This is a genomic window from Caballeronia sp. LZ008, from assembly GCF_031451435.1.
GTDB classification, from domain to species: domain Bacteria; phylum Pseudomonadota; class Gammaproteobacteria; order Burkholderiales; family Burkholderiaceae; genus Caballeronia; species Caballeronia zhejiangensis.
Genome location: NZ_JARUXK010000003.1, coordinates 1,047,035 through 1,068,413, shown reverse-complemented (window position 1 = coordinate 1,068,413; position 21,379 = coordinate 1,047,035). Strand labels below are relative to the sequence as shown.

The following is a 21,379-nucleotide window of genomic DNA, read 5'->3' as shown; positions in this document are numbered from 1 at the left end:
GCGCTCGCTGCGCCGCGTCCACAATCCGCTCGACTATCTGGAGATAGCCCGATGAGCCTGTAACTCTACGCACATCCGTTTTACTCTTACTGTCAGAAAGTTTTGGTGGCGTTCTCCTCGCGACGTGCTTGACCTGTTTGCGTTGCATTTGCCGGAGCTGTCAACGCGGATGGCAGCCCCGGCGGTGGCCCGCTATCTGCAAGGTTGAACGTTGGCAGAGCGCTCGGGCAGTGAAATCCGGTGAGCACGTCGCTCGTGAGCGGATTTGCGACGCTCCCCGCGCTGGAGATATCGAGCGCGGCCTTACGGCCGTCGAAGTCGAACACCGCGCGCGTGCGGCCGAGCGTGGCGGTCTGCACGATCTGCCCGCGGCGCATCAGACGCATAAGGGCCCAAGGGCCGTCTGCGGCAATCGTCGATGTGTCCGCGCCGACCCGCGGGTTTGCCGTCAGTTCTACATGCACGCCGCCGCGCGGCCCCGGCCAGGAGAACTTCAGCGGCGTCACCGGACCGTGTTGATATTGTGTGCTTTGCCCGTCGATGTCGATGAGCAGGCCCAATATCGTCGGATCCAGTTCCGGGACGCGCATTTCGGCCTTCCACGCAAGCTGCTTGCCCTGATCGCCGAAAAAGACCTGACGGATGGCCTGTGCCTGCTGGAACGGTTCAAGGCTCGGTCCCTGCACCGGCTCGGTTGAACCCGGCAAGGTTCTGTAGCGCCATGGCTGGGAAGATGTGTCGACGAAGGGAGCGAGGTTCTTCGTGAAGAAATCGTCGATCAGGCCGCCTTGCGCAAATACGCGCGTGAAATCCTCGATGCTGATGTCGCGTTTGCTATCGGGCGCAAATGGATAGTTGCCTTCCACAGCGAGGCGGCATGCATCGCCGACCACCGCTTGCGTCTGACGCGACAGCAATTGACCGACACCGCCATTCACGTCGCGCGAGCCTTGGGCAGCAAGCTTCAACAAGACCTCGCGAAACGGCGCGGGCATCGTCGCCGCGGCCATCTTCAGCTTGGCCGAGGCATCGCTCGGCGGCGGAAGGCCGTTATTGACTAGCGCATTGTCGGCGATCGTGAGCGCCGTATAAGTCTCGCTGAGCAGGGTCGCCACGTTATCGAGGCCGACCTTGCCGGCGGATGCAGCGGCCGTTTGTCCTTCCTGCGCCGCTTGCGTGTTGCCCGTGACGATTTCACGCAGCGGAGAAAAGCGGTTATCGACCAGTTCGCGTTCGACGCGTTCTTGCGCGCGAATACCGAGCAACTTTGCTTTCTCGTCGAGCTTGCTCGCCGCCTTGTCGATGAGCGTACCGCTGGTGCCAGTGATCTTTTGTGTCAGCGTGGTTTCGCGTGCCGCTGCGCGGGCGAGACGCGCCAGCGGCGAATCGGGAGCCGCGAACGCGCGCAGGACCTGCAGATTGAACGCAAGGGTCGACCCCGTGATCGGCCGGATATCGGCAAGGAAGGCGTCCCACTGCAGCGCGTACTCGGTCAGATATAGCCGCCGGATGGCGTCGGTCAAAGCGTCGTCCACGTCTGCGGCGGCACGCGCGATCTCAAGCGTTTTTTTTTGAGCTGTTTCGAGTCCGCCATCCGGCCAGCTCGAAAGATAGGCGCGGCCCATGACCCATGCGTCGTCATCGCGCGCTGCGCGTACGAATTCCGTCAGACGCTTATCGAACACGTTGCGATAACCGTCGAAGGTAAAAAGCCCGGGCACGCCGCGCGAGAGCGGATCACCGCTTGCGCGGGCGAACACTGTTCCGGCTTGCGGGCCGACCGCGCGCAAGAGCGTGAAATCGTCGGGCGCGTCCTGCCGCATCGCGGCTTTCGCGCGCTCGTAAAGCCGCTGGGTGCCGTTGCTCGTATCGAGAAACGCGCGCGCGCGCTCGATAAGCGCATCGTTGCGAATGAGCGGCGACTGAACGATGCGCTCGCCCGAGAAGAGTTGCTCCACATGGCCAAGCATCGACGCACGTCCGCCGAAAATCGATGCGCTATCGGTGCGCGACCAGTCGTCGAACACCCAGGTCTTGATCTCCTCAGCGTTGTATTTCGAGCGATCGTGCAGCATCAGGTAGACGCGTAGCGCCGCATACGTCGTGTGTGCATCCTTGCCGTCGATGGCCTCGGTGATGACCGCCTCCATACGACGCACGATCTGGGGGAGCAGGAGATTGTCCTGAAGTGCGCGGTAGGTTTGCTCGCTCGCGTTGACGACACTGGGCGCGGCATAAAGACCATAGCGGAATCCGGTGTCCGGATCGGCCAGATCGAGGCCGGTCCAGGCGGGCAGATAGCGAGCTTCGGTCAGCGTGTCGGGAATGAGCGCTGGTTTGGGCTCGCGATAAAGTTGCGTGACCTTGGCCGTGAGCGCCTGCGCTTTTCGCGCGATGACCTGCAGATAATCACCGTTGTTGCCGAAACTCACCCGCAGTGCAAGGGCCAGCCACACGAAGAGCGACACTACAACGGCGTGCCCCAGCAAACGCAGCGCCCGTGAGCGATATTCCCAGCGCAGATTCGGCCGCACCAGATGCGATTCGGGGAGAATCACCTTCGAAAAGACATCGCGCAAGAAGTGGCTGTGAGTGCTCGTTGACGTGGCGCTGCGGATTGGCGGCGGCAAATCGAATCCGGCGGCGAGACGCTGCATGATGGTCAACCGCTCGGGCTCCGCAGGAACTCCGCCCTGAGCCGCACTCGTGAAGTACACGCCGCGCAACATCGTGTGATGCTGAGTGTTGTCGTAGCGAGAGTCGAGGAACGTTTGCGCGAGCAGGCCCGAGAGCGGCGCAATGAGCGCAGAAAACGCTTCGGGCAAAGCGGCCAACTGACGGCGGCACTTCATGTCGTACTCGTCTTCGAGGCGCGTGTTGACACCTGCGGTCAGGCGCCCCGCCAATGCCGTGAGTTCATCCGCATAGCGCATTTCGAACGACGCATCTTCGAACGGCAGAGTGAAGCCCCAGATTTGGGCGCGGGTTTCCTCGGTTAGCGAGGAGAAATATTCGCCGAAACCCGGCAATCGATCCATTTGCGTGACGATGAGATACACGGGAAAGCGAATACCGAGCGTTGCGCGCAGATCCGTGAGACGTGCGCGCAATGCCTGGGCTTCGACTTCGCGCAGGGATGCATCAGGATGGGTGAGCAGATCGAGCTTGACGGTCAGCAATGCGCCATTGATCGGCGTGCGCGGACGGCAACGGCGCAGCAAGCGCAAGAAGCCAAACCATTCGTCGGTGTCGGCCTGACGGCGATAACCGGTCTGGTCGAATTCGGCCGAGCGCTTCTCTGACGATGGTTGCACGCCAGACAGTCTTTGGCTGAAAGTGTCGTCGAAGTCATGCGTCGGCGCTGTGGGGGGTGGCAGCGAATACCCGGAGCTGCCCGGATGCACGAAGTGCCCGGCAGTATCGATGAAGACTGCATCGTTGGTCAGCCACCAGTCCACCAATGCGTCCGACGACGAACGCTTCAAACTTGCGGGCAACGGTGCATTTCCTGTGAGCACCGCAAGCCCCGAGTTGCAAACCACGCGTGTTTTGCCTGATTCGGCCGAACCCAGTGCGATGAACCAAGGCAACTGATAGAGATGGCGTGTTCCCTGGAAGAGCCGCGCGACGCCTCGTGCGCCTGTATGCATCGTCTTGAGCCGATCGAGCGCGACATTCATGCGGGCCTCGATTTCCCGCAGTCGTGCGCTGGCCGCTGACGGGCCTTTGTCGCGATCGACCGCAAGCGTCATGCGCAGGAAGTCCGGGTCGCGGCGCATCCGTTGCCAGAGCCGATAGAGGACCGACATCACGAAAAGCGCGATCACGACTGCAATCGCGATTACGCGCGCTTCGATCGGCGCGAACGGTGTCGTCTCGCCGAAGCTCAAGAGCGGTGCGGCATACCAGATGAGCAGGCAAAGCAGCGCAACGAAGACGGCGCCCATCGACCAGCGTTTGATCCAGAGCACGACGGCGCAAAACAGCAACGCAACGATCAGGACGCGCAGTGCGATGCTTTCGAGCGGCTTCAATCCGCCGAATGCGATGTACGGTCCAAGAAACCAGACGCCGAGCGCGAGCAATACCAGTACAAGCGATGCCAGGAACCCGCGCGAACTCAGAAACGATAGCAACTTCTTCATCTTTCAGTATCCGTTGTGATGCGGCGAGGGCGCGCTATGGCGTCACGTTGATGGAGACGCGCCGGTTCAGCGCTCGGCCTTGAGCGGTGGCGTTGTCGCCGACAGGATCGGCGGCGCCTCGGCCGACGGCCTCCAGACGGTTCGCCGGTATGCCCGATGCCTGCAACATCTGCATGACCTGCGTGGCGCGCTCGAGCGAGAGCGCATCGTTGGAAGTAAACTGGCGGCTCGTTACCGGCACGCTATCGGTATAGCCCGTTACGGTGACCTTGCCCGGCACCTTGACCACTTCGCGTGCGATCTTCGCGATCAACGGGGCCATCGAGCTATGCACCGTGATGCCGCCCGGAGCGAACATCGCGTCGCCGCGGAACGTCACGCCGCTGTGACTCGCGTCTTCATCTACGCTGACCGTGCCCGCGGTAATTTCTTCTTTCAGCTGTTCGCGCAGACGAGGCAGACGTGGCGCGGGCGGCGGCGTCATCTTCCCGATATCGACGATCAGCTTTTCGACCGACGCGCCATCGGAGAGCAATTGATATTTGAACCAGCCGAAGAGCCCGAGCAGAACGACGCCCAACAGCGTGAAGCTGATCCAGACAGGAAAGTCATACACCGATAGGCGCTCGCCGCGCGCATCGGATGATGCATGGGGCGACAACGCAACAGCGACCGGCTTTCTGTGCGCCTGAATTTCGTGATAGAGCCGCTGGCGAATCGCGTCATGCTTGCGTGCGCCGTCTGCTTCATGTGCAAAGCGGCCCATGAAGCCGAGACTGAGAACGCGGAAGATCACCTCGAGCAAATCGTGGTGCTCGTGCGGCTGACTGAGCAGGCGGCCGATCAGCAAATAGATCTTGACGCCGCCCTGACGGTCTTCGTGAAACTCGGTGGCGAGGCCGTCCCGGATCCACGCCACGCCCGATTCGCGCTTGCCCCAAGTGGTCTGCATGGCCGCTTCATCGAGCGCAGTACAAAGGCAATAGCGCGCACCAAGCATGTGTTCGCGGCGAACGTTGGCTTGTTCGCACAGGCGCTGAAAGGCACGCACTTCTTCCTTGAGCAGCGCGTGTAGCGTGGTGATCTGGATGCTCGTCAGCGTATCCGGTATCTCGGCGAGCGCGCGCAAGAGCGGGCGGCTCGCTTCGAGCAGCGGATTGGTCGCCTGTTCGATGGCGCACAATCGGGCGGATGCCGGCTCGCCGGGCGGAATGCGCTTGATGTATTCCGCAGTTAGCGCTTCGTCGAGTCTCTCATCGTCTTTTGATTGCGCCTGATCGCCGCCGAACGTCGGCTCCTCATGCCAGTTTGGCTTCGATGTCAGGTACGCGTCATCCATGTCCCGCTCCTCATCATTCTTCTATGCCTTATGGACGTGCGCGATGCGCGCACGGTACCGACGCCTTCCGTGCCAGGTTCTGAATGCGATCAACCACGTACACCCCAGAGTTGCAACTGGAGCGCCGGAAATTCGCCTGCGACGTGCAACGCGATGCCGCCGTGCTTCGAGACCATGTCCCATAGCGGACCGCTTTGCTCGATCTGGTAGTACACGTAGCCTGCGTTGAATGGAATCTGACGAGGAGGAACAGGCATGGATTGCATGCCGATGCCCGGTAGATGTGCGCGCACCAGATCGGGCAACCGTTCGGAGGGACCGATCTTGGCCTGCGTTGCGAATTGCTGTGCGAGCGCATCAGGCGGCATCTGAGCGGACACGGCCAGCACGAGTGCAGAGAAGCCGCGCATCTCCGCCGGTTCGATCGACGCGTTGCGCATGCCATAACCCGCGTCCTTGAGTGCGATGCTTTGCGCGCTGCGTACGAGCACCGCATTCAGCAGCCATTGCGTGTCGTCGACCAATGGCCTAAGACAGACGTGCGGTTCGCTATGCTGATATGGCGGATGTGAGTCGAGCGGCCGGCGCGTGCTGGGGCGCACGTACGTCGACAGTTCACCCGCCATGCTCAACAACAGCGCATAGAGTTCCGCAGGCGATGTGCTCGGTATGCGGCGCAAATGCTGCAGCAACGGCTCATAGCGGTTGAGCGTCTGCAACAGCATGTAGTCCGACACTTCGGCGACCGTACCCGCTTGACCATCGCTGCCTGTAAGGCGTTCCGCGAGCCGATTGGCGCGCATGCGGGCGAGATCGTGAATATCGCCGAGCCAGGTGGTCAGCAACTGGCTCGCTCCATAGCCCGATACTGGCGGCACAAGCGTCTTGTCGAGTTCGATGCTGCCATCCGCACGTAACGCATTGATCTTCGTGAGCGGCAAGCCGATCCATGCATCGGTCAACTCCTTTTTGGGTAAGAGACGCAGCCGCAGATTCGACAATTGCACGGTTTTGAAACCCTGACCGATGGAATTGGCATCGCGAACGTCGGTATCGAAGACGGCATACCGCGCGAGGGAATCGGGAGCGTTCTCAAAGCTGGTTTCTTCGCCATTGGGGACGCGAATCGGTACGGCAAGGTAGATGACTTGTTCGAGATGCTCGTGACGCACCGTGAACGGCGCTGGCGGCGGGGTACTGCCCGGCATGTCGAAAGGTGTGCCATCGGCGAAGACGCCGCTTGCCGATCTGACGATGACTTTGCCCAGCGAGAGTGCCTCTTCTTCAATCTCATAGTGCGAGAAGCCGAAGAAAAACGGCGACAGGGGCGCCGCGCGCTTGTGCGCGAAATGTTCGAGATAGCGCTCTTGCTGCTGGAACAATTGCGGGCGCAGGAAGAGCCCTTCGCTCCAGGTGACTTTGTTATGCCAACTCATAGAGATAGCCTTTACTTGTTCCGTGACTCGGCATCGATGATGCTGATCGAATTCGAATCGACATCGACGGTGAGTTTCAGTCTTGGCGCGCGCCGGTACCACGCAGCTGAGGGTCGGGCAGGCAGCGGCCAGGTGGCGCGCCAGACGGCATTGGGCAAGTCGCGATAGCCGGCGATAACGCCAAGGGTCGTGCTCGCGTCGTTGGCGTTGCGCACGACGGTCTTGCTTTCGCCGGGGCGCAACAGGAACTGATCGCGTGCGGCGAGGTCGTCTGCGAGCACAGTCTTGTCCTTGTCCTGCAGCGAGTAGAAGTCGGCTTGATTGAAGGCGTCCGCGTTCTTCAACTCGTACACACGCACGAGGATGGGTGCGGGACGCTTTCGATCGTCGAGATTGACGCTCGACGAAGCGTTGATCGATAGCGTGAGTTTGAGCGGTTCGACCGGCGGGAGAGGGGCATTGCCCGTGCAGGCCGCGAGCATCAATGCAACGACACAATAGAAGAGGTAAGCGGACGGAAGGCGCATGGAATTTGAGGGAGCGCCGCACCCGGCGACACATTCGCGAGGTGCGGCCATTCAAAAGGCAAAAGAGCAAAGACCGGGGCTTATGCTTCCTTGTTGCCCTTGATGTCAAACGCCGCGGTCACCGCGCCGCCGCTGCCACCTTGCGCGTTTTGCACGATGTACTCCTGCTTGACCTTGGAGAAAGAAAGCTGCACCTGCTCACGCAATCCGGTGTCGCTATTGCTTCCCGATGGCTGCACGCGCGTGACCACCACGTCGCTCATCGTGATTTTCACGTATTCGAGCGGACTCCCGCCGGCCTTGCGAACGGTCAGTACGGCCTGGTCGATGTGCTTGCCGGTGAGGCAATACTTCATCAGGTTCGGGCTTGCGCGGTCCATGAAATGTTCGAAGGTCAGGTCGTCGACGGAGGCTTTACCCGCACCGCCACCGCTGCCCGAATGCATCGAGGAAGTCTGTGACATGCTCCAGCCCCAGTGCGTTACCTCGATTTCACCCTTGTGGGATGCGTCTTGCGATTCACCGTCGATGCCGTTGATCTTCAGAAAGATATCCATACTCATGTTTTCCACTCCTTTTCTTGCGTTACGGTTTTAAACAAGGCAGGGCAGGCGACCGTTTGCACAGCGCCTTCCCGCTTTCCGAGAATTAATTACGCGCCCGCGCATCCGAACCAGAGCTTCAACGGAGGATTGGCCTGCGCGCGATTTTTCCGACCGAGAGTCAGTTGGCGCCGGGCGCCGCCGAGCAGCGTGAAGCGTTCGCGCGCCAGGCGATTGCCCTTTGCGTCCTCGACGTGATACGCGATCTGACGCGAAGTGCACCCACATTCGGAGAGTTCGCGATTCATCGAGATGTGCGCGTTGGCCACGAGGTTTCCCTCCTTCTGCACCGGTGTTTCGAGCTTTACATCGATGCATTGAGACACCGAGTTCTCGATGTCGATCGTGGGCTGCGCATTGCATAGCACGGGCATAAGCAGGGCTGTTGCCGCGCACCACAAGGTTGCTCGGTTAAAGAACAAGCGTTCCTCCGTTGGTCGCGCGCCCCGGTACATACGCTACTTTCAGCACTAGCGACGAGCGTCGCGTCGTTTGAACGAAGCTCTTCAACGCGATGAAGAACGAAGGCTGAATCTCGATGCAGCCGTGCGAGAAGCCTTTCGTGGAATCGTGAATATAAAAGCCTTTGCGGCCGAAGGTCTCGGTTCCTTTCATAGGTTCCAGGCGAGCTTCCGTTCCATTCGAGGACTTGTCCGTCGTACAACATGTCATGCATTCTTTGCTCTCCTGCTTACAGGAAATGCAGAGGATGGCTTGTTGGCTCAAACCGAGCCAACAAGGGAATCCAGACCACGTAGAGTCAAGCCATCGCCACATGTCTTCAGGCCACGTCCTTCACGGACGGCAGGCGCGCCACCAGCCGCAGCGACACCGTCAAGCCCTCGAGCTGGAAGTGCGGACGCAGGAAGAACTTGGCCGAGTAATAGCCGGGATTGCCTTCGATTTCCTCGACCACAACCTCTGCCGCGGCCAGCGGCCGGCTCGCCTTGGTGTCCTGCGACGAGTTCGCGGGGTCGGCATCGACGTAATTCATGATCCATCCGTTCAACCACTGCTGCATCTCTTCGCGCTCACGGAAGCTGCCGATCTTGTCTCGCACGATGCACTTCAGGTAGTGCGCAAAGCGCGAGCAGGCGAACAAGTACGGCAGACGTGCCGAGAGGTTCGCATTGGCCGTCGCGTCCGCGTCGTAATACTCCGCGGGCCGCTGCAACGATTGCGCGCCGATGAAAGTCGCGTGATCCGTGTTCTTGCGATGAATCAGCGGAATGAAACCGTTTTTCGACAGTTCAGCTTCGCGTCGATCGGAAATCGCGATCTCCGTCGGGCACTTCATGTCGATGCCGCCGTCGTCGGTTGGGAAGGTATGGCAGGGCAGGTTTTCTACCGTGCCGCCCGATTCCACGCCGCGGATCAACGAACACCAGCCGTATTGCTTGAACGACCGGTTGATGTTGACGCCCATCGCGTACGCAGCATTGGCCCACGCATAGTTGCGATGATCCGCGCCATCGGTCTCTTCCTCGAAATCGAATTCATCGACCGGATTGGTGATCGCGCCATAAGGCAGGCGCGAGAGAAAACGCGGCATCGCCAGGCCGATGTAACGCGCGTCCTCGGTGCTGCGCAGTGAATTCCACGGCGCATATTCCAGGTTTTGCGCAAAGATCTTGGTCAGGTCGCGCGGATTGGCGAGTTCTTGCCACGACTCCATCTGCAACACGGACGGCGACGCACCAGAGATGAACGGTGTGTGCGCTGCCGCCGCAACTTTAGCGATCGATCCGAGCAGATCGACATCGGGTGGCGTGTGGTCAAAATAGTAGTCGGCCACGAGACAACCATACGGTTCGCCGCCCAGTTGACCGTACTCTTCTTCATAGATCTGCTTGAAGAGCGGACTTTGATCCCACGCGATGCCCTTGTAGCGCTTCATCGTGCGCCGCAGTTCGTCCTTCGCGACGTCCATGAAGCGAATCTTCAGGCGCTCGTCGGTCTCCGTGTTCGACACCAGATGATGCAGACCACGCCACGCCGATTCGAGCTTCTGAAAGTCCGCGTGATGCAGTATCAGATTGATCTGCTCGGATAGCTTGTGGTCTATCTGCGCGATGATCGCCTCGATACTCTTATACGCATCGTCACTGACGACGATCGACTGTTGAAGTGCCTGTTCCGCGAGCGTTTGCACGGCGAGTTCGACGGATTCGCGTGCCTGATCCGTCTTGGGCCGGAATTCCTGTTCGAGCAGTTGCGTGAAGTCGCTGTGTTGCGCGTGTGCCTTGGCGGTGGCGGCGTTTGCCTGTGCCGGATGGGCTGCCATGGATGTCCTTTGGTGTTCGTTCTGTTCGAATCAATCTCTTGGGGCCGTTATGCCTGTGCGCGTCAGTTGAGCGTGGGAGGCGTCTCGCTGTTGTCGGCGGGCTTAGGCGCGGCGGCAAGCGATTTGAGCAAGGCGGGATCCGCAAGCAACCTGGTGACGAGCGCCTCCGCTCCTGATTTCCCGTCCATATAGGTCTGCAGATTCGCGAGTTGCGTGCGAGCCTGCAGCAGCTGGTTCAGCGAATCTACCTTCCTGGCGACGGCTGCCGGCGAGAAGTCCTCAATGCTTTCGAAGGTCATATCGACCATCAATTGGCCATCGCCGGTAAGCGTGTTCGGCACTGAGAACGCAACGCGCGGCTTGATGGCCTTCATACGCTCGTCGAAGTTGTCGATGTCGATGTCGAGAAAGCGCCGGTCTGCGACAGGCAGGAGCGGCTCTACAGGCTTGCCGGACAGATCGGCGAGCACGCCCATCACGAAGGGCAGTTCGACCTTCTTTTCCGAACCATAGACCTCGACGTCATATTCGATCTGCACGCGCGGTGCACGGTTGCGCGCGATGAACTTCTGCGAGCTGTTGTTGTTACTGCTATTGTTTCGGGACATGCGTGTCTCCTTGAACGAGGAAGCATTAAGCGGCCGCGTGCGCTTCAGCCGACGTGATGACGATCGCGGTCGATGGCGCATCCGCGGCGTCCCCGATGCCGATGTCGATGCGCGCGATCGAACGCTTGTCGGTGAACGCATCGAGCCAGAGTGCGGACAGGCGCGGCAGCACATACTGGTCGATGAAGCCGATCAGTACGCGCGCTCCGGTTTCCTGCACCAGACACCGGCCGATGATGTACTCGACCAGGCTGTCGCTGAATCCGAGCGCGATGCCATGTGCATCCGCCATTCGTCGCACGACGCGATACAGATGAAGGCGCACGATGCTCGCAAGCGAATCGTTCGCAAGCGGGCGGTAGGGAACGACGGTCATGCGGCCAAGGAAGGCCGCAGGAAAGGTCTTGAGCAACTCGGGCGCGAGTCCGGCGCGCAGGGCGTCCTGGTCGGGAGAGAGCCCGGCGTCGACGCAAAGGCTCGCCGTCAGTTCCGCTGCGGCGTTGGTGGTCAGCAAGATTGTCGTGTTCCGGAAATCGATGTAGCGGCCATCGCCGTCTTCCATGTAGCCTTTGTCGAAAACCTGAAAGAACAGCTCGTGCACATCGCGATGCGCTTTCTCGATCTCATCGAGCAACACAACCGAATAAGGCCGACGACGGACCGCCTCGGTCAGTACGCCGCCTTCGCCATAGCCGACGTAGCCCGGAGGAGCACCTTTGAGTCCGGAGACGGTATGCGCCTCCTGATACTCGCTCATGTTGATGGTGATGAGGTTCTGCTCGCCGCCGTAGAGCGCCTCCGCAAGCGCGAGCGCGGTTTCTGTCTTGCCTACGCCGGAAGGTCCGGCGAGCAGGAAGACACCGAGCGGCTTCTTCGGATCGGACAGGCCCGCGCGGGCGGTCTGAACCCGCTCACTGATCTGCTGCAGCGCGTCGCGCTGGCCGATCACGCGTTGTGCGAGCGTGGAAGACAACGCTCTCACGGCGGCAATCTCGTCGGTGAGCATGCGACCGACCGGAATGCCGGTCCAGTCCGAGACGATGGCGGCGACGATAGCTCCATCGACTTCAGGAAAAACGAGTGGTGTTTCGCCTTGCAGCATGCGCAGATTAAGTTGCAGTTCGCGCAGCGCATCGAGAGAGGGCTGCGATGCGCTTATCTCTTCATGGTTGTGATCGGGAGCGAGCCTCAATGCCGCCTCTCTCGAACGCGCCAGGACCTGCACTGCGTCGGACTGCGCTTTCCACTTCGCTTCGAGTGCGGCTTGCTCGGTAAGGAGCGTGTCGATCAGCGCGCGTGTCGAACGCAGACTATCGGTCGAAGCCAGACCCATGCGCGCTTCCTGCTCGAGCAGATCACGTTCGACGTACGCGGCCCGCAAGCGCTGGAGTATGTTTTGCAGCTCTCGCGGCGGCGCATGCTGCGACAGCGCTACGCGCGCGCATGCCGTATCGAGCAGGCTGATTGCCTTGTCCGGCAGTTGCCGCGACGGAATATAGCGATGCGACAGCGTGACGGCTGCACGAATCGCCTCATCGCGCACGATTACGCCGTGATGCCGCGCGAACATCTGCGCCAATCCGCGCACCATGTCGATCGCGGCCGCTTCCTGCGGTTCGGCGACTTGCAGCATCTGAAAGCGTCGTGTGAGCGCGGGGTCTTTCTCGATATGGCGCTTGTATTCGGTCCAGGTAGTCGCGCCAATCACGCGCACTGCGCCACGCGCGAGCGCGGGTTTAAGGAGATTGGCGGCGTCGCCCGTGCCCGCTTGTCCGCCTGCACCGATGAGGGTGTGAATCTCGTCGACGAACAGAATGACCGGGGCCGCGGATTTTTTCGCCGCCTCCAGTACCCCCTTGAGCCGTGATTCGAATTCGCCTTTCATGCTGGCGCCGGCCAGCAACGCGCCGACATCGAGCGAGAGCAGACGGACCTCAGCGAGCACTGCGGGAACATTGCCACCGGCAATCGACAACGCGAAACCTTCTACCACCGCCGTCTTGCCGACGCCTGCTTCGCCGGTCAGAAGAGGGTTGTTTTGCCGGCGTCGCAGTAGCACGTCGATCAGCGTGCGGATTTCCTGATCGCGGCCGGTGACGACGTCGATTTCGCCAGCGCGTGCGAGGGCGGTCAGATCGGTGCAATAGTGTTCGAGGACGCCTTGCGTGGGCGCCGATACCGCCTGAGACGCTTCGCCTGGCAAAGCGGACCGGAAGCCACTGCCGTCGTAGGGGGCGTCGGCGCTTTCCGGGGATCCGTCGATCCACGCAGGCATGGTTTCTTGCAGACCTTCGACGGGAATGCGGGCAAACTCGCGCGACATGGCGAGCAGCACGCGACGCAGCTCCGGTGTGCCGACAAGCGCCGAGATGAGCCATGCGCTTCGGATGCGATGATCACCGAAGGAGAGGGTTGCCAGCACCCAGGCGCGCTCGACCGCCGTCTCGACATGATGAGAGAAATCGCTGATGGAACTCGCGCCAGTAGGCAAAGAACGCAGCGCACGCGTCAGGTCCTGCTCGAGGGTTTCGCGCTCGATACCGGCATGGCGAACAACGCGATGCAGATCGCTATCAGACAATTGAAGCAGTTGATGAACCCAATGAATTAGCTCGACATACGGGTTGCCGCGCAGTTTGCAGAACGCTGTCGCCGATTCGATGCTTCTGAAGAGCGTCGTGCCGAGTTTTCCGAAGAGAGCCTGGCGGGAAATCATCAAATTGGCCTCGCGAGCTCAACGCGCGGTTGAGCGTCAACTAGATAAGTTCGTGTAATCGGCATGAATCGAAGCCGGCGAATACTATTTCGCGCTGTTCTTCCTCTTTGATTTCTACGGGAAGAAATAACCGGCGGCTTTTGAATTGCGCGTCTAATCGTCGGCGTTGCAAGCGCTGCTGTCAATTGTTGACCAGTTCAATGCCGATTCTGAATATTTACTGGCGAATAGCAGCGTATTGCGTAATCGCGAGACGGGCGGCGTGTGTAAGTCATTGAAAATGCGGGGTTGTGTAGGCGGTCTTTATGGAATCTGGCTGGTTCCGTGCACTTTCAATAAAATCGGCGAAAATGACGAAGGGAACTAGATATTTCCTAGAAAATCGCGAATCAACCCTTGAATTTATTATAAAATTTTACTCTTTTATGCGTCTGATAAATATCAATGATTAAAATCAGTTATTTGATTCTGGACATTCGTCTGATGGCTGTGCGTTAATTGGGCGGATGTCAGTTGAATAACTGCGGCGTCCATCCGGGTTTTTGCAGAGTTAATCAATGTGCGAGACGAGTAATGCGACTGCCTTTATTTTTCGGGCGCACCGAAGCGCCAAATCTTGCGCGGCGCATGGAGCCAGGAGTTCATGGAAGAGCATCACCTACCGCCTCCGCCCTGGGCATGTCCGCCTCGCAGCTTGTGAGTGACGCACTGACGTCGTCGCACGTTCACGCGACCGATGCTCTGCTCGCGTTATTCGACGAAGACGCGAACGTGCCAGGTCACACGTCTGCTCCGGCGTTTGCGCGCGCCCCTGCTTCGTCGTCCTTGCATCCTGAGAGCGACGAACTCGTTCAGACGTTGCATGCACATTACTGCGCGGCGCTTGGTTCTTCTTACTTCATGGTGTCCGGTTCATGGGAGAGTTCGCTGGTAACAGCGCCACCCGTTGCGACGCCAGCCATGTCTCATGACGATGCGGTCGCGCGGGCTGATATGTCAATCAGCGGCCTGTTTGCCGAACCGCAACGGCTCGAGGAGGCGATCGGCCCGCTTGGCCCGGGCGACGAACTCGGCAGGGAAGACATGAACATGGCCGCGGCGCCGGAAATTCTCGCGCTCTTCGCGCCCCCGGAATATCAACTCGATGACGCTTTGCGCCGGCGCTTTGTGCCGCCTGCGCTTGCACGCCGCGAACATCACACACTTGCGATAGATAGTCCGTTGCCTGAATTCAACGCCGGCTCGCTTCATCTCGATGGAATCGAACATGAAGATTGAACAGAAGAGCGACATTGCTTCGCCCGCACCGCTCGCTCGCGCGCCGCTAAGCGAACAGATGGGCGAGATCGAAGCGCGCGTGCGCGCGAAACCGGGCGTCGCTGCAAATCGCTGGGCGTTGTTCCAGTACCTGTGCGTCATTGGTGAGTGGGAGCGCGCGATGCAGCAACTGCAGACCTACGCGCAACTCGATAGCTCCCAGACGAACCATGCACACACGTATCGGGATCTGGTGCGTGCCGAACGTGCGCGTGAAAAGGTCCTGTCCGGATTTCTGGAGCCGGACTACGTCTTCGACGATGTACCCGATTGGATGCGCGGCCTGCTTGCGGCTTTGGGCTTGTTCGCGCAAGGAGAGATGCAAGCCGCGGACGACGCGCGTGAGAAGGCGCTGAATCTGGCACCGCTTGTGGCAGGGGCGGGCGCGGCGCACTCGTTCGCCTGGATCTCCGATAGCGACACACGCCTGGGCCCGGTGTGCGAATTCTTTGCGGCAGGCCGCTACCGTTGGCTCGCACTCGACGACATCGCCGCGTGGCATATCGGCCAGCCTGGGTCGCTGGCCGATCTCGTGTGGGCACCTTGCACATTGAAATTGCGCGATGGCGCCGTGCTGCATGGCTTCATGCCGGCGCGCTATCCAGTGCTTGCGCCGGAACGGGAAGCGCGGGACACGTTGCTGCTAGGGCGCGAAACACGTTGGCAAGAGGGTGGACGCACGGGCGTGATGGCCTCAGGCGGCAAGACGTGGCTGACCAGCGCGGGCGACGTCGGCTTGTTCGAGCTGAGGGAGTGCACCTTCGACCATCAGGGCGCGAGTCGAGATTCATCGACCGGAGCGCAAATCACATGAGTACGCAGACGCGACAGAAAGGCATCGTGACAGTTGACTCTCATGCGTTGCGTTCGCCACGTCGCGCTGACAGTCATTTCCTGCCTACGCTGCTCGATCGCCTTCGAGACGACGCTCCGCATCGGCGCACTGAGGCGCCGGGCGAATACGCTGTCACGCGTTCGCAGTTGCGCGACATCGTCCAGCGCGATCTGGCCTATCTGTTGAATACCACCAATCTCGGCAATCAGATCGATGTGCGGCGCTATCCGCTTGTGGCCGCATCGACGGTGAACTTTGGTGTCCCGCCGCTAGCTGGCGCGTTCATGTCATCGCGCAAGTGGGCCGATATCGAGCGGCTGATCAAGGACGCCATTCTCGCCTTTGAGCCACGCCTGATTCCGGATGCCCTGCAGGTAGTGCCATGCAGCGACAATGATCGCCAAGGACGGCATAACCAGGTGGCATTCGAGATTCGCGGCATGATCCGTATGGACCCGTATCCGTTGGAATTCATGGTGCAAAGCAGGCTCGACCTTGAAACAAGCCGCCTTTTCGCCACGGCGGATCGTGCCTGAACCCGCTTCTATCTGCTGACAGGCAACGCCCGCATGGACCCCCGATTACTCGAGTATTACAACCAGGAACTGGTCTATTTGCGTGAAAGCGCGGGCGAGTTTGCACAGGCGCATCCAAAGATCGCGCGACGGCTCGGCCTGCAGGCAGACGAAATGACCGATCCGTACGTTGAACGGCTCATCGAATCCTTCTGCATGATGGCCGCGCGCATGAGGATCAAACTCGATGCAGAGTTTCCGCGCTTTACGCAGCGTCTGCTGGAGGTAACGTACCCGAATTATGTATCGCCGACGCCGTCGATGGCTGTGGTGCGGCTCTTCCCTGCGCGAACCAAAGGAGACCTGAACGAGGGTTTTCGTGTGCAGCGCGGCTTGTCGCTGAAAACGCATACCCCTGCCGGCGAGCGGACGTTTTGCACGTTTCGCACGAGTCAGGACGTCGTGCTGTATCCGTTGGAGATTGTCGGTGCGCGGCTCACGGGTGTGCCACCGGACATACCTGGGCTGGAGCGCTACGTTCCCGCTCATGCGCAGGTGCGCGGCGCATTACGGCTTCGAATTCGGACGACCAACAAGAGCAAGATTGCGTCGCTCGCCGGACTTGATCGGCTGCCGGTGTATCTGGCAGGTGACGAGCAAGTAGCCTCGAATCTGTTCGAGCTGCTGCACGCGGCGGGCATCGCCTCGATCGTTGGCGAACCGGACGGGTTCAGTGCGCCCCATCGGCCATTCGCCGCGACGAGTTCGAAGGCTGTCGTGCATGAAGGGCTCGAACCCGAACAAGGGCTGCTGCCGCTCGTGTGGTCCAAGTTTCACGGACACAATCTCTTGCATGAGTATTTCGCTTGTCCCAGCCGGTTCTACTTTTTCACGCTCACAGGGCTTGGAGTGGGGCTCAGGAAGGCAACTGGCGAAGAGGCTGAGATCGTTGTGCTACTCGACCGCTCACCGGACAGGCTGGCAAGTGTCGTCGATGCCTCACGATTCGCGCTTTTTTGCACGCCGGCGATCAATCTGTTCGAACAGAGTCTGGATCGTATCGAACTGACGGACGGAGCCACCGAATTTCATCTCGTGCCCAAGCGGCAACAGCCGCTCGACTACGAGGTGTTCTCGGTGAATAGCGTCAGGGCGCGCGAAAGGAGGGACTCGCTTCCACTCGACTTTCGTCCGCTTTATCAGACGCTCAACGACGACGAAGGCAATCACGGGCGGTATTTTTCGGTGCGCCGCGAGCGGCGCTTGTTGTCCGACTCCGGGCGGCGCTACGGAACGCGCACGCCATATATCGGCACAGAGACATTTATCTCGCTCGTCGATCAGCGCGAGGCGCCATATCGGGAAGGCATGCGCTACCTCTCCGCCACGGCGTGGCTGACCAATCGCGATCTGCCGCTGCTCGTGCCTCGCAATGGGTTGAACGACTTCGGGAAGCCCGACCGCGACGTCCCCATCGAGAGCGCCGCATTCATCCGGCCGCCGAGCGCGCCGCGACCGCCCTATGCGGAAGGCGAGACTGCATGGCGCCTGATCAGGCAACTGAGCTTCAATTATCTGCCGTTCGAAGAGCTCGATCATCGGCCAGGCGGCCAGGGATTGCGCGACATGTTGCGGCTCTTCCTTGGCTCCGATGACACTGAACTCGAACGGCAGGTGGAAAGTCTCGTTGGCGTCAAGACCACTGCCGTGACGCGCAAGTTGCCGGGCAGCGGTCCGCTGGTGTTTGGACGCGGCATCGAATGCCTGCTGACCGTCGATGAAACGGGCTTTTCGGGCACCAGCCCCTATCTCTTCGGGCTGGTACTCAAACACTATCTTGCGCGGCATGTTTCGATGAACTCGTTCACGCAAACCGAATTGCGCTCGATGCAGCGCGGGCGCATCATGCGGTGGCCCGTGCACATGGGCACGCGTGGGGTGGCATGATGGAAAAGGCCGGGTTTCGCGAAACACTGCATCATTCCGGGCTGTCCCAGGAAATGAGCGAGCGCCTTCAAGACGAGCCTTGGCGCTATGGCTTTCTGTCGCTGATGCGACGTATCGGAGCGAATCCGAAAATCGACGCGATTGGCACGGCAGCGCGCCCCTCCGCTGAACCGTTTCGACTCGGGCAGCAGCCGAGTCTCGCCTTTGCGCCCCGCGAGATTGCCAGCGTCGACGAGCTGGACGGACGACTGCATGTGCGGTTCTTCGGACTAGGCATGCTCGGGCCGAACGGGCCGTTGCCGCTTCATATCACCGAAATCGCGAGAGAGCGGGAGCAGAACCGGCGCGACCCCACCTTGAGTCGTTTTCTCGACATTTTTCATCATCGCTATTTGGCGCTCCTCTATCGGGCGTGGGCGAAGGCGCAGGCGGTGACGGGCTTGGACCGATGCGATGACGAAACGTTTTCGTTTTATATCGCCAGTCTCACGGGGCAAGACCCGGACGAACTTGCACAACGCGCGCTGCCTGCGCACGCTCAGCTTGCCGCATCGCCGAACGTATTGCGCGAAGCGCGCGATCCCGACGCGCTGCGCATGACGCTCGAACATTATTTCGGCGTGCCGGTGAGCGTCGCAGAGTACGTGTTTCATTGGGTCGCAGTGGCGCATGAAGATCAGACGCGCCTCGGCGCACCGACCGAGGCATCGATCATGGGTGATGGCGCCATGCTCGGCGAACAGGCGCCGGATCGCCAATACCGTTTTCGGATAGTCATCGGCCCGGTCGGGCTCGACGAGTATATGCGCTTCACACCGCGGGGCGCGGCGCTCCCGGAACTTGTCGACTGGGTACGCAGCTTTGTCGGATACGAGTTTCAATGGGAACTCGAACTTCGCATTCGCGCTGACAGCGCCACGGCGGCCATCATCGGCGGGGATCAGCAACTCGGATGGTCGGGATGGCTCGGAAATTCTCCGGACGGCAAGGCGATCACGGGCATGCGGTTCGATCCTGAGCAGTATGTCGAGCGTGAGGCACGCGCCAACCCGCCGACGAAGGCGGCGTAAGGCGGCGCAAGCAACTATGGACGGTCAGGCATGAGCAAGAAGCGAAATACGGTTGGCGAGACAGTTTCCGCGCAGAACTGGATGGCTCCGATCAGTGCCGATTCCCCGTGTGGCCCCGATCTTGAATACGATCCGGAGTTCATCCTCCTCTTCGCTCAGGTCGCGGCGAGAATGGATGCCCAGTATGGCGATTTCGTCGGTACGCCCGAACCGATCAATTGGAGCGATGTGGAGCGCGATTGTCGGCGGCTTATGGCGCGCACCAAAGACATTCGTCTGGCGGTGCTCTTCACGCGCTGTCGCACGAATTTGGCGGCGGCCGCGGGCCTGGCGGAAGGGCTTGGTCTGCTCGCTGCGTGGTTGGAGTCCTTTGCGCAGACGCTTCACCCTTATCCGGGTGTCGACGAAGATCTCGACGTCGCGATGGAAATTCGCATGAACGCACTGCAAGGGTTGACGGACTCATGGCGGACGTGCGGAATATCGCACTTGCTCGCTCGTCGGTCGCGCCCCTCAAGGTGCGTGATGTAGAGCGCGCTTTTGCGATGCCTCGGCCAGTCGACGCGCTGTCGGTTGAATCCGTGTCACGACAACTTCACGACTTGCGTGCGCAACAGCCGGATCTGATCGCGCATTTCGTCGTGGCCATCGATAAGCTTGGCGCGATCGACAAATGGAATCGCGAGCACCTTGGCACGTTCGTGGCGGATTTATCGGCGATCACGCGCTTGCTCGGACACGTCGCGGGCGAGGCTCCGTTGCGCGTCGAGGCGATCCACAACGCGGATGCGATTGGCCCGATCATCGACGCGCCGAGCAACGAAGTTGAGGATGAAGCGATACGAGAACCTGAAGCCGAGATGTCATCGAACGTTTCTCGAAGCGTCGCGCCCACGTCGCATGCCAACCGTGAGGACGCTCTGCAATCGATTCGGGCAGCGCGTCGTTGGTTCGAGCTTTACGAGCCGAGCAGCCCGATTCCGGTTCTTTTGAAGCGCGCGGAGGCGTTCGTGGGGAAAAGCTACGCGGAGGTCGTGCGGGCGATTCCAGTCGAACTGCTCGCAGAGTGGGAAAACGACGCATAGCGCGTGTTCCGTATTGGGATTTATCGCCTTACAGTAGTAAGCACTGCGATGTATAAAGAGTTTGTCGTCGAGAGCAAGGCAGCTCCGTGTACAGATCGGGAACATGGCTCGATTTATTGGGTGTAGACATGGCACTTCTCAGACCAAGCAGATGGACGGTGACACCGAGTGCTCAGAGTGGCTCTCGTGTAGACATTGCTTTGATGACAGGCGGAGCGCTCACGTTGTTAGACCCGCTGAATCAGCCGCAATCATTCTATTTTGGCCGCACATCAATGGGTCTTTCGTCGCGCACAGATGTGCGTCGACTCAATCTGCCCAAGATGCGATTGCCGGATTCGAGCCAGTTCCGGCCCGAATCGGAGGGTACGGCATTAGCCGGAGTTGAAACCGGAACGATCTTCATGACGAACGCATTCATGGGATTGGAACTGAACCAGTCTGATCTGCGGGGCGCGGCTGTGCTTGTGCATCCAGGGCCCGACAGTGAAGTGCTCGTCGGTCAACGCCGCACCGTGTTGCTGCTGGGCATACATTCCGCCGAGTTGATGCTGGGGCTATCGGCGGCCTCCACATTCTCGCAAGCGGAGCGTGCCATTGCGCAGGCGCGCGCGTTGATGCTGATCGACGGAATAAATCCGGCGCTGCCGAGCGACGGGCTTGGCGTTGTCCTGGGTTATCTGAACTAGGCGCGGCATCACGCGTCACGCGGGGCAGGTTTGCCGTGTCTCGTCGGATTCCGACGATCGCAAGCCACTCGATGATCGAAACGAACAGAGGAAGCTTGATCGTGCCTGAATTTCGAAATGTTGCTAAACGTCCATTGATCCACGAAGCGTTCCATGCGAAGCAAGGCGCGGTAAATCGCGCCGTCGATCATGCCGACTTGCTCAGTGCTCGTAGCGCGGCAAGCGGCGCCGCCGGAACCCGCACTGTCACGATCAGCGGCGCGG

15 protein-coding genes and 1 pseudogene are annotated in these 21,379 nt (G+C 60.3%); 7 read left to right on the top strand and 9 right to left on the bottom strand.

The features are described 5' to 3' along the window. Window positions 1–92 precede the first annotated feature (92 nt). The 9 genes from tssM to tssH all read right to left on the bottom strand — a co-directional run bounded on the left by tssM (window position 93) and on the right by tssH (window position 13,660). A complete protein-coding gene (gene tssM, locus QCE49_RS23830) occupies window positions 93–4,145 on the bottom strand; it encodes a type VI secretion system membrane subunit TssM (RefSeq protein ID WP_250457591.1) in 4,053 nt (1,350 codons plus the stop codon). A 34-nt stretch (window positions 4,146–4,179) separates the two neighbouring features. Further along, window positions 4,180–5,484, bottom strand: a complete 1,305-nt coding sequence (tssL, locus tag QCE49_RS23825) for a type VI secretion system protein TssL, long form (RefSeq protein ID WP_250457589.1) — start codon at window positions 5,482–5,484, stop codon at window positions 4,180–4,182. 89 nt (window positions 5,485–5,573) lie between these two features. Beyond that, a complete protein-coding gene (gene tssK, locus QCE49_RS23820; RefSeq protein WP_250457626.1) occupies window positions 5,574–6,920 on the bottom strand; it encodes a type VI secretion system baseplate subunit TssK in 1,347 nt (448 codons plus the stop codon). An 11-nt stretch (window positions 6,921–6,931) separates the two neighbouring features. Beyond that, a complete protein-coding gene (gene tssJ / locus QCE49_RS23815) occupies window positions 6,932–7,447 on the bottom strand; it encodes a type VI secretion system lipoprotein TssJ (RefSeq protein WP_250457588.1) in 516 nt (171 codons plus the stop codon). Window positions 7,448–7,527: 80 nt separating this feature from the next. Next, window positions 7,528–8,010: a type VI secretion system tube protein Hcp gene (locus QCE49_RS23810; RefSeq protein ID WP_250457586.1), complete on the bottom strand. Its 483-nt coding sequence runs from the start codon at window positions 8,008–8,010 to the stop codon at window positions 7,528–7,530. Between the two features lie 89 nt (window positions 8,011–8,099). Then, window positions 8,100–8,504, bottom strand: a complete 405-nt coding sequence (locus tag QCE49_RS23805; protein ID WP_250457585.1) for a DUF2195 family protein — start codon at window positions 8,502–8,504, stop codon at window positions 8,100–8,102. Window positions 8,505–8,830: 326 nt separating this feature from the next. Further along, window positions 8,831–10,333 carry a type VI secretion system contractile sheath large subunit gene (gene tssC / locus QCE49_RS23800; RefSeq protein WP_250457584.1) on the bottom strand — a complete coding sequence of 501 codons (1,503 nt, stop codon included), beginning with the start codon at window positions 10,331–10,333 and terminating at the stop codon, window positions 8,831–8,833. A 62-nt stretch (window positions 10,334–10,395) separates the two neighbouring features. Then, window positions 10,396–10,941: a type VI secretion system contractile sheath small subunit gene (gene tssB, locus QCE49_RS23795; protein ID WP_250457582.1), complete on the bottom strand. Its 546-nt coding sequence runs from the start codon at window positions 10,939–10,941 to the stop codon at window positions 10,396–10,398. 25 nt (window positions 10,942–10,966) lie between these two features. Then, the gene (tssH, locus tag QCE49_RS23790) at window positions 10,967–13,660 is read right to left on the bottom strand and encodes a type VI secretion system ATPase TssH (protein WP_250457580.1); all 2,694 of its coding nucleotides are present in this window, start codon (window positions 13,658–13,660) and stop codon (window positions 10,967–10,969) included. 675 nt (window positions 13,661–14,335) lie between these two features. Between tssH and QCE49_RS23785 the strand changes: the two genes are divergently transcribed. The 7 genes and pseudogenes from QCE49_RS23785 to QCE49_RS23755 all read left to right on the top strand — a co-directional run bounded on the left by QCE49_RS23785 (window position 14,336) and on the right by QCE49_RS23755 (window position 21,115). Further along, a complete protein-coding gene (locus QCE49_RS23785; protein WP_250481976.1) occupies window positions 14,336–14,935 on the top strand; it encodes a TagK domain-containing protein in 600 nt (199 codons plus the stop codon). Continuing rightward, entirely contained in the window at window positions 14,925–15,788 is an 864-nt protein-coding gene (locus QCE49_RS23780; RefSeq protein ID WP_250457576.1) for a type VI secretion system accessory protein TagJ, read from the top strand. The genes QCE49_RS23785 and QCE49_RS23780 overlap by 11 nt, the downstream gene beginning before the upstream one ends. Next, window positions 15,785–16,345, top strand: coding sequence for a type VI secretion system baseplate subunit TssE (tssE, locus tag QCE49_RS23775; RefSeq protein ID WP_250457575.1), 561 nt, complete (start codon window positions 15,785–15,787; stop codon window positions 16,343–16,345). The genes QCE49_RS23780 and tssE overlap by 4 nt, the downstream gene beginning before the upstream one ends. A 33-nt stretch (window positions 16,346–16,378) precedes the next feature. Next, the gene (gene tssF, locus QCE49_RS23770) at window positions 16,379–18,271 is read left to right on the top strand and encodes a type VI secretion system baseplate subunit TssF (protein WP_250457574.1); all 1,893 of its coding nucleotides are present in this window, start codon (window positions 16,379–16,381) and stop codon (window positions 18,269–18,271) included. After that, complete coding sequence (gene tssG / locus QCE49_RS23765) at window positions 18,271–19,341, top strand: type VI secretion system baseplate subunit TssG (protein WP_409017479.1); 1,071 nt, start codon at window positions 18,271–18,273, stop codon at window positions 19,339–19,341. Before tssF ends, tssG begins: the two co-directional genes overlap by 1 nt. An 81-nt stretch (window positions 19,342–19,422) precedes the next feature. Next, window positions 19,423–20,426: pseudogene (locus tag QCE49_RS23760) on the top strand (ImpA family type VI secretion system protein). Window positions 20,427–20,650: 224 nt separating this feature from the next. Next, a complete protein-coding gene (locus tag QCE49_RS23755) occupies window positions 20,651–21,115 on the top strand; it encodes a hypothetical protein (protein WP_250457572.1) in 465 nt (154 codons plus the stop codon). Window positions 21,116–21,379 lie beyond the last annotated feature (264 nt).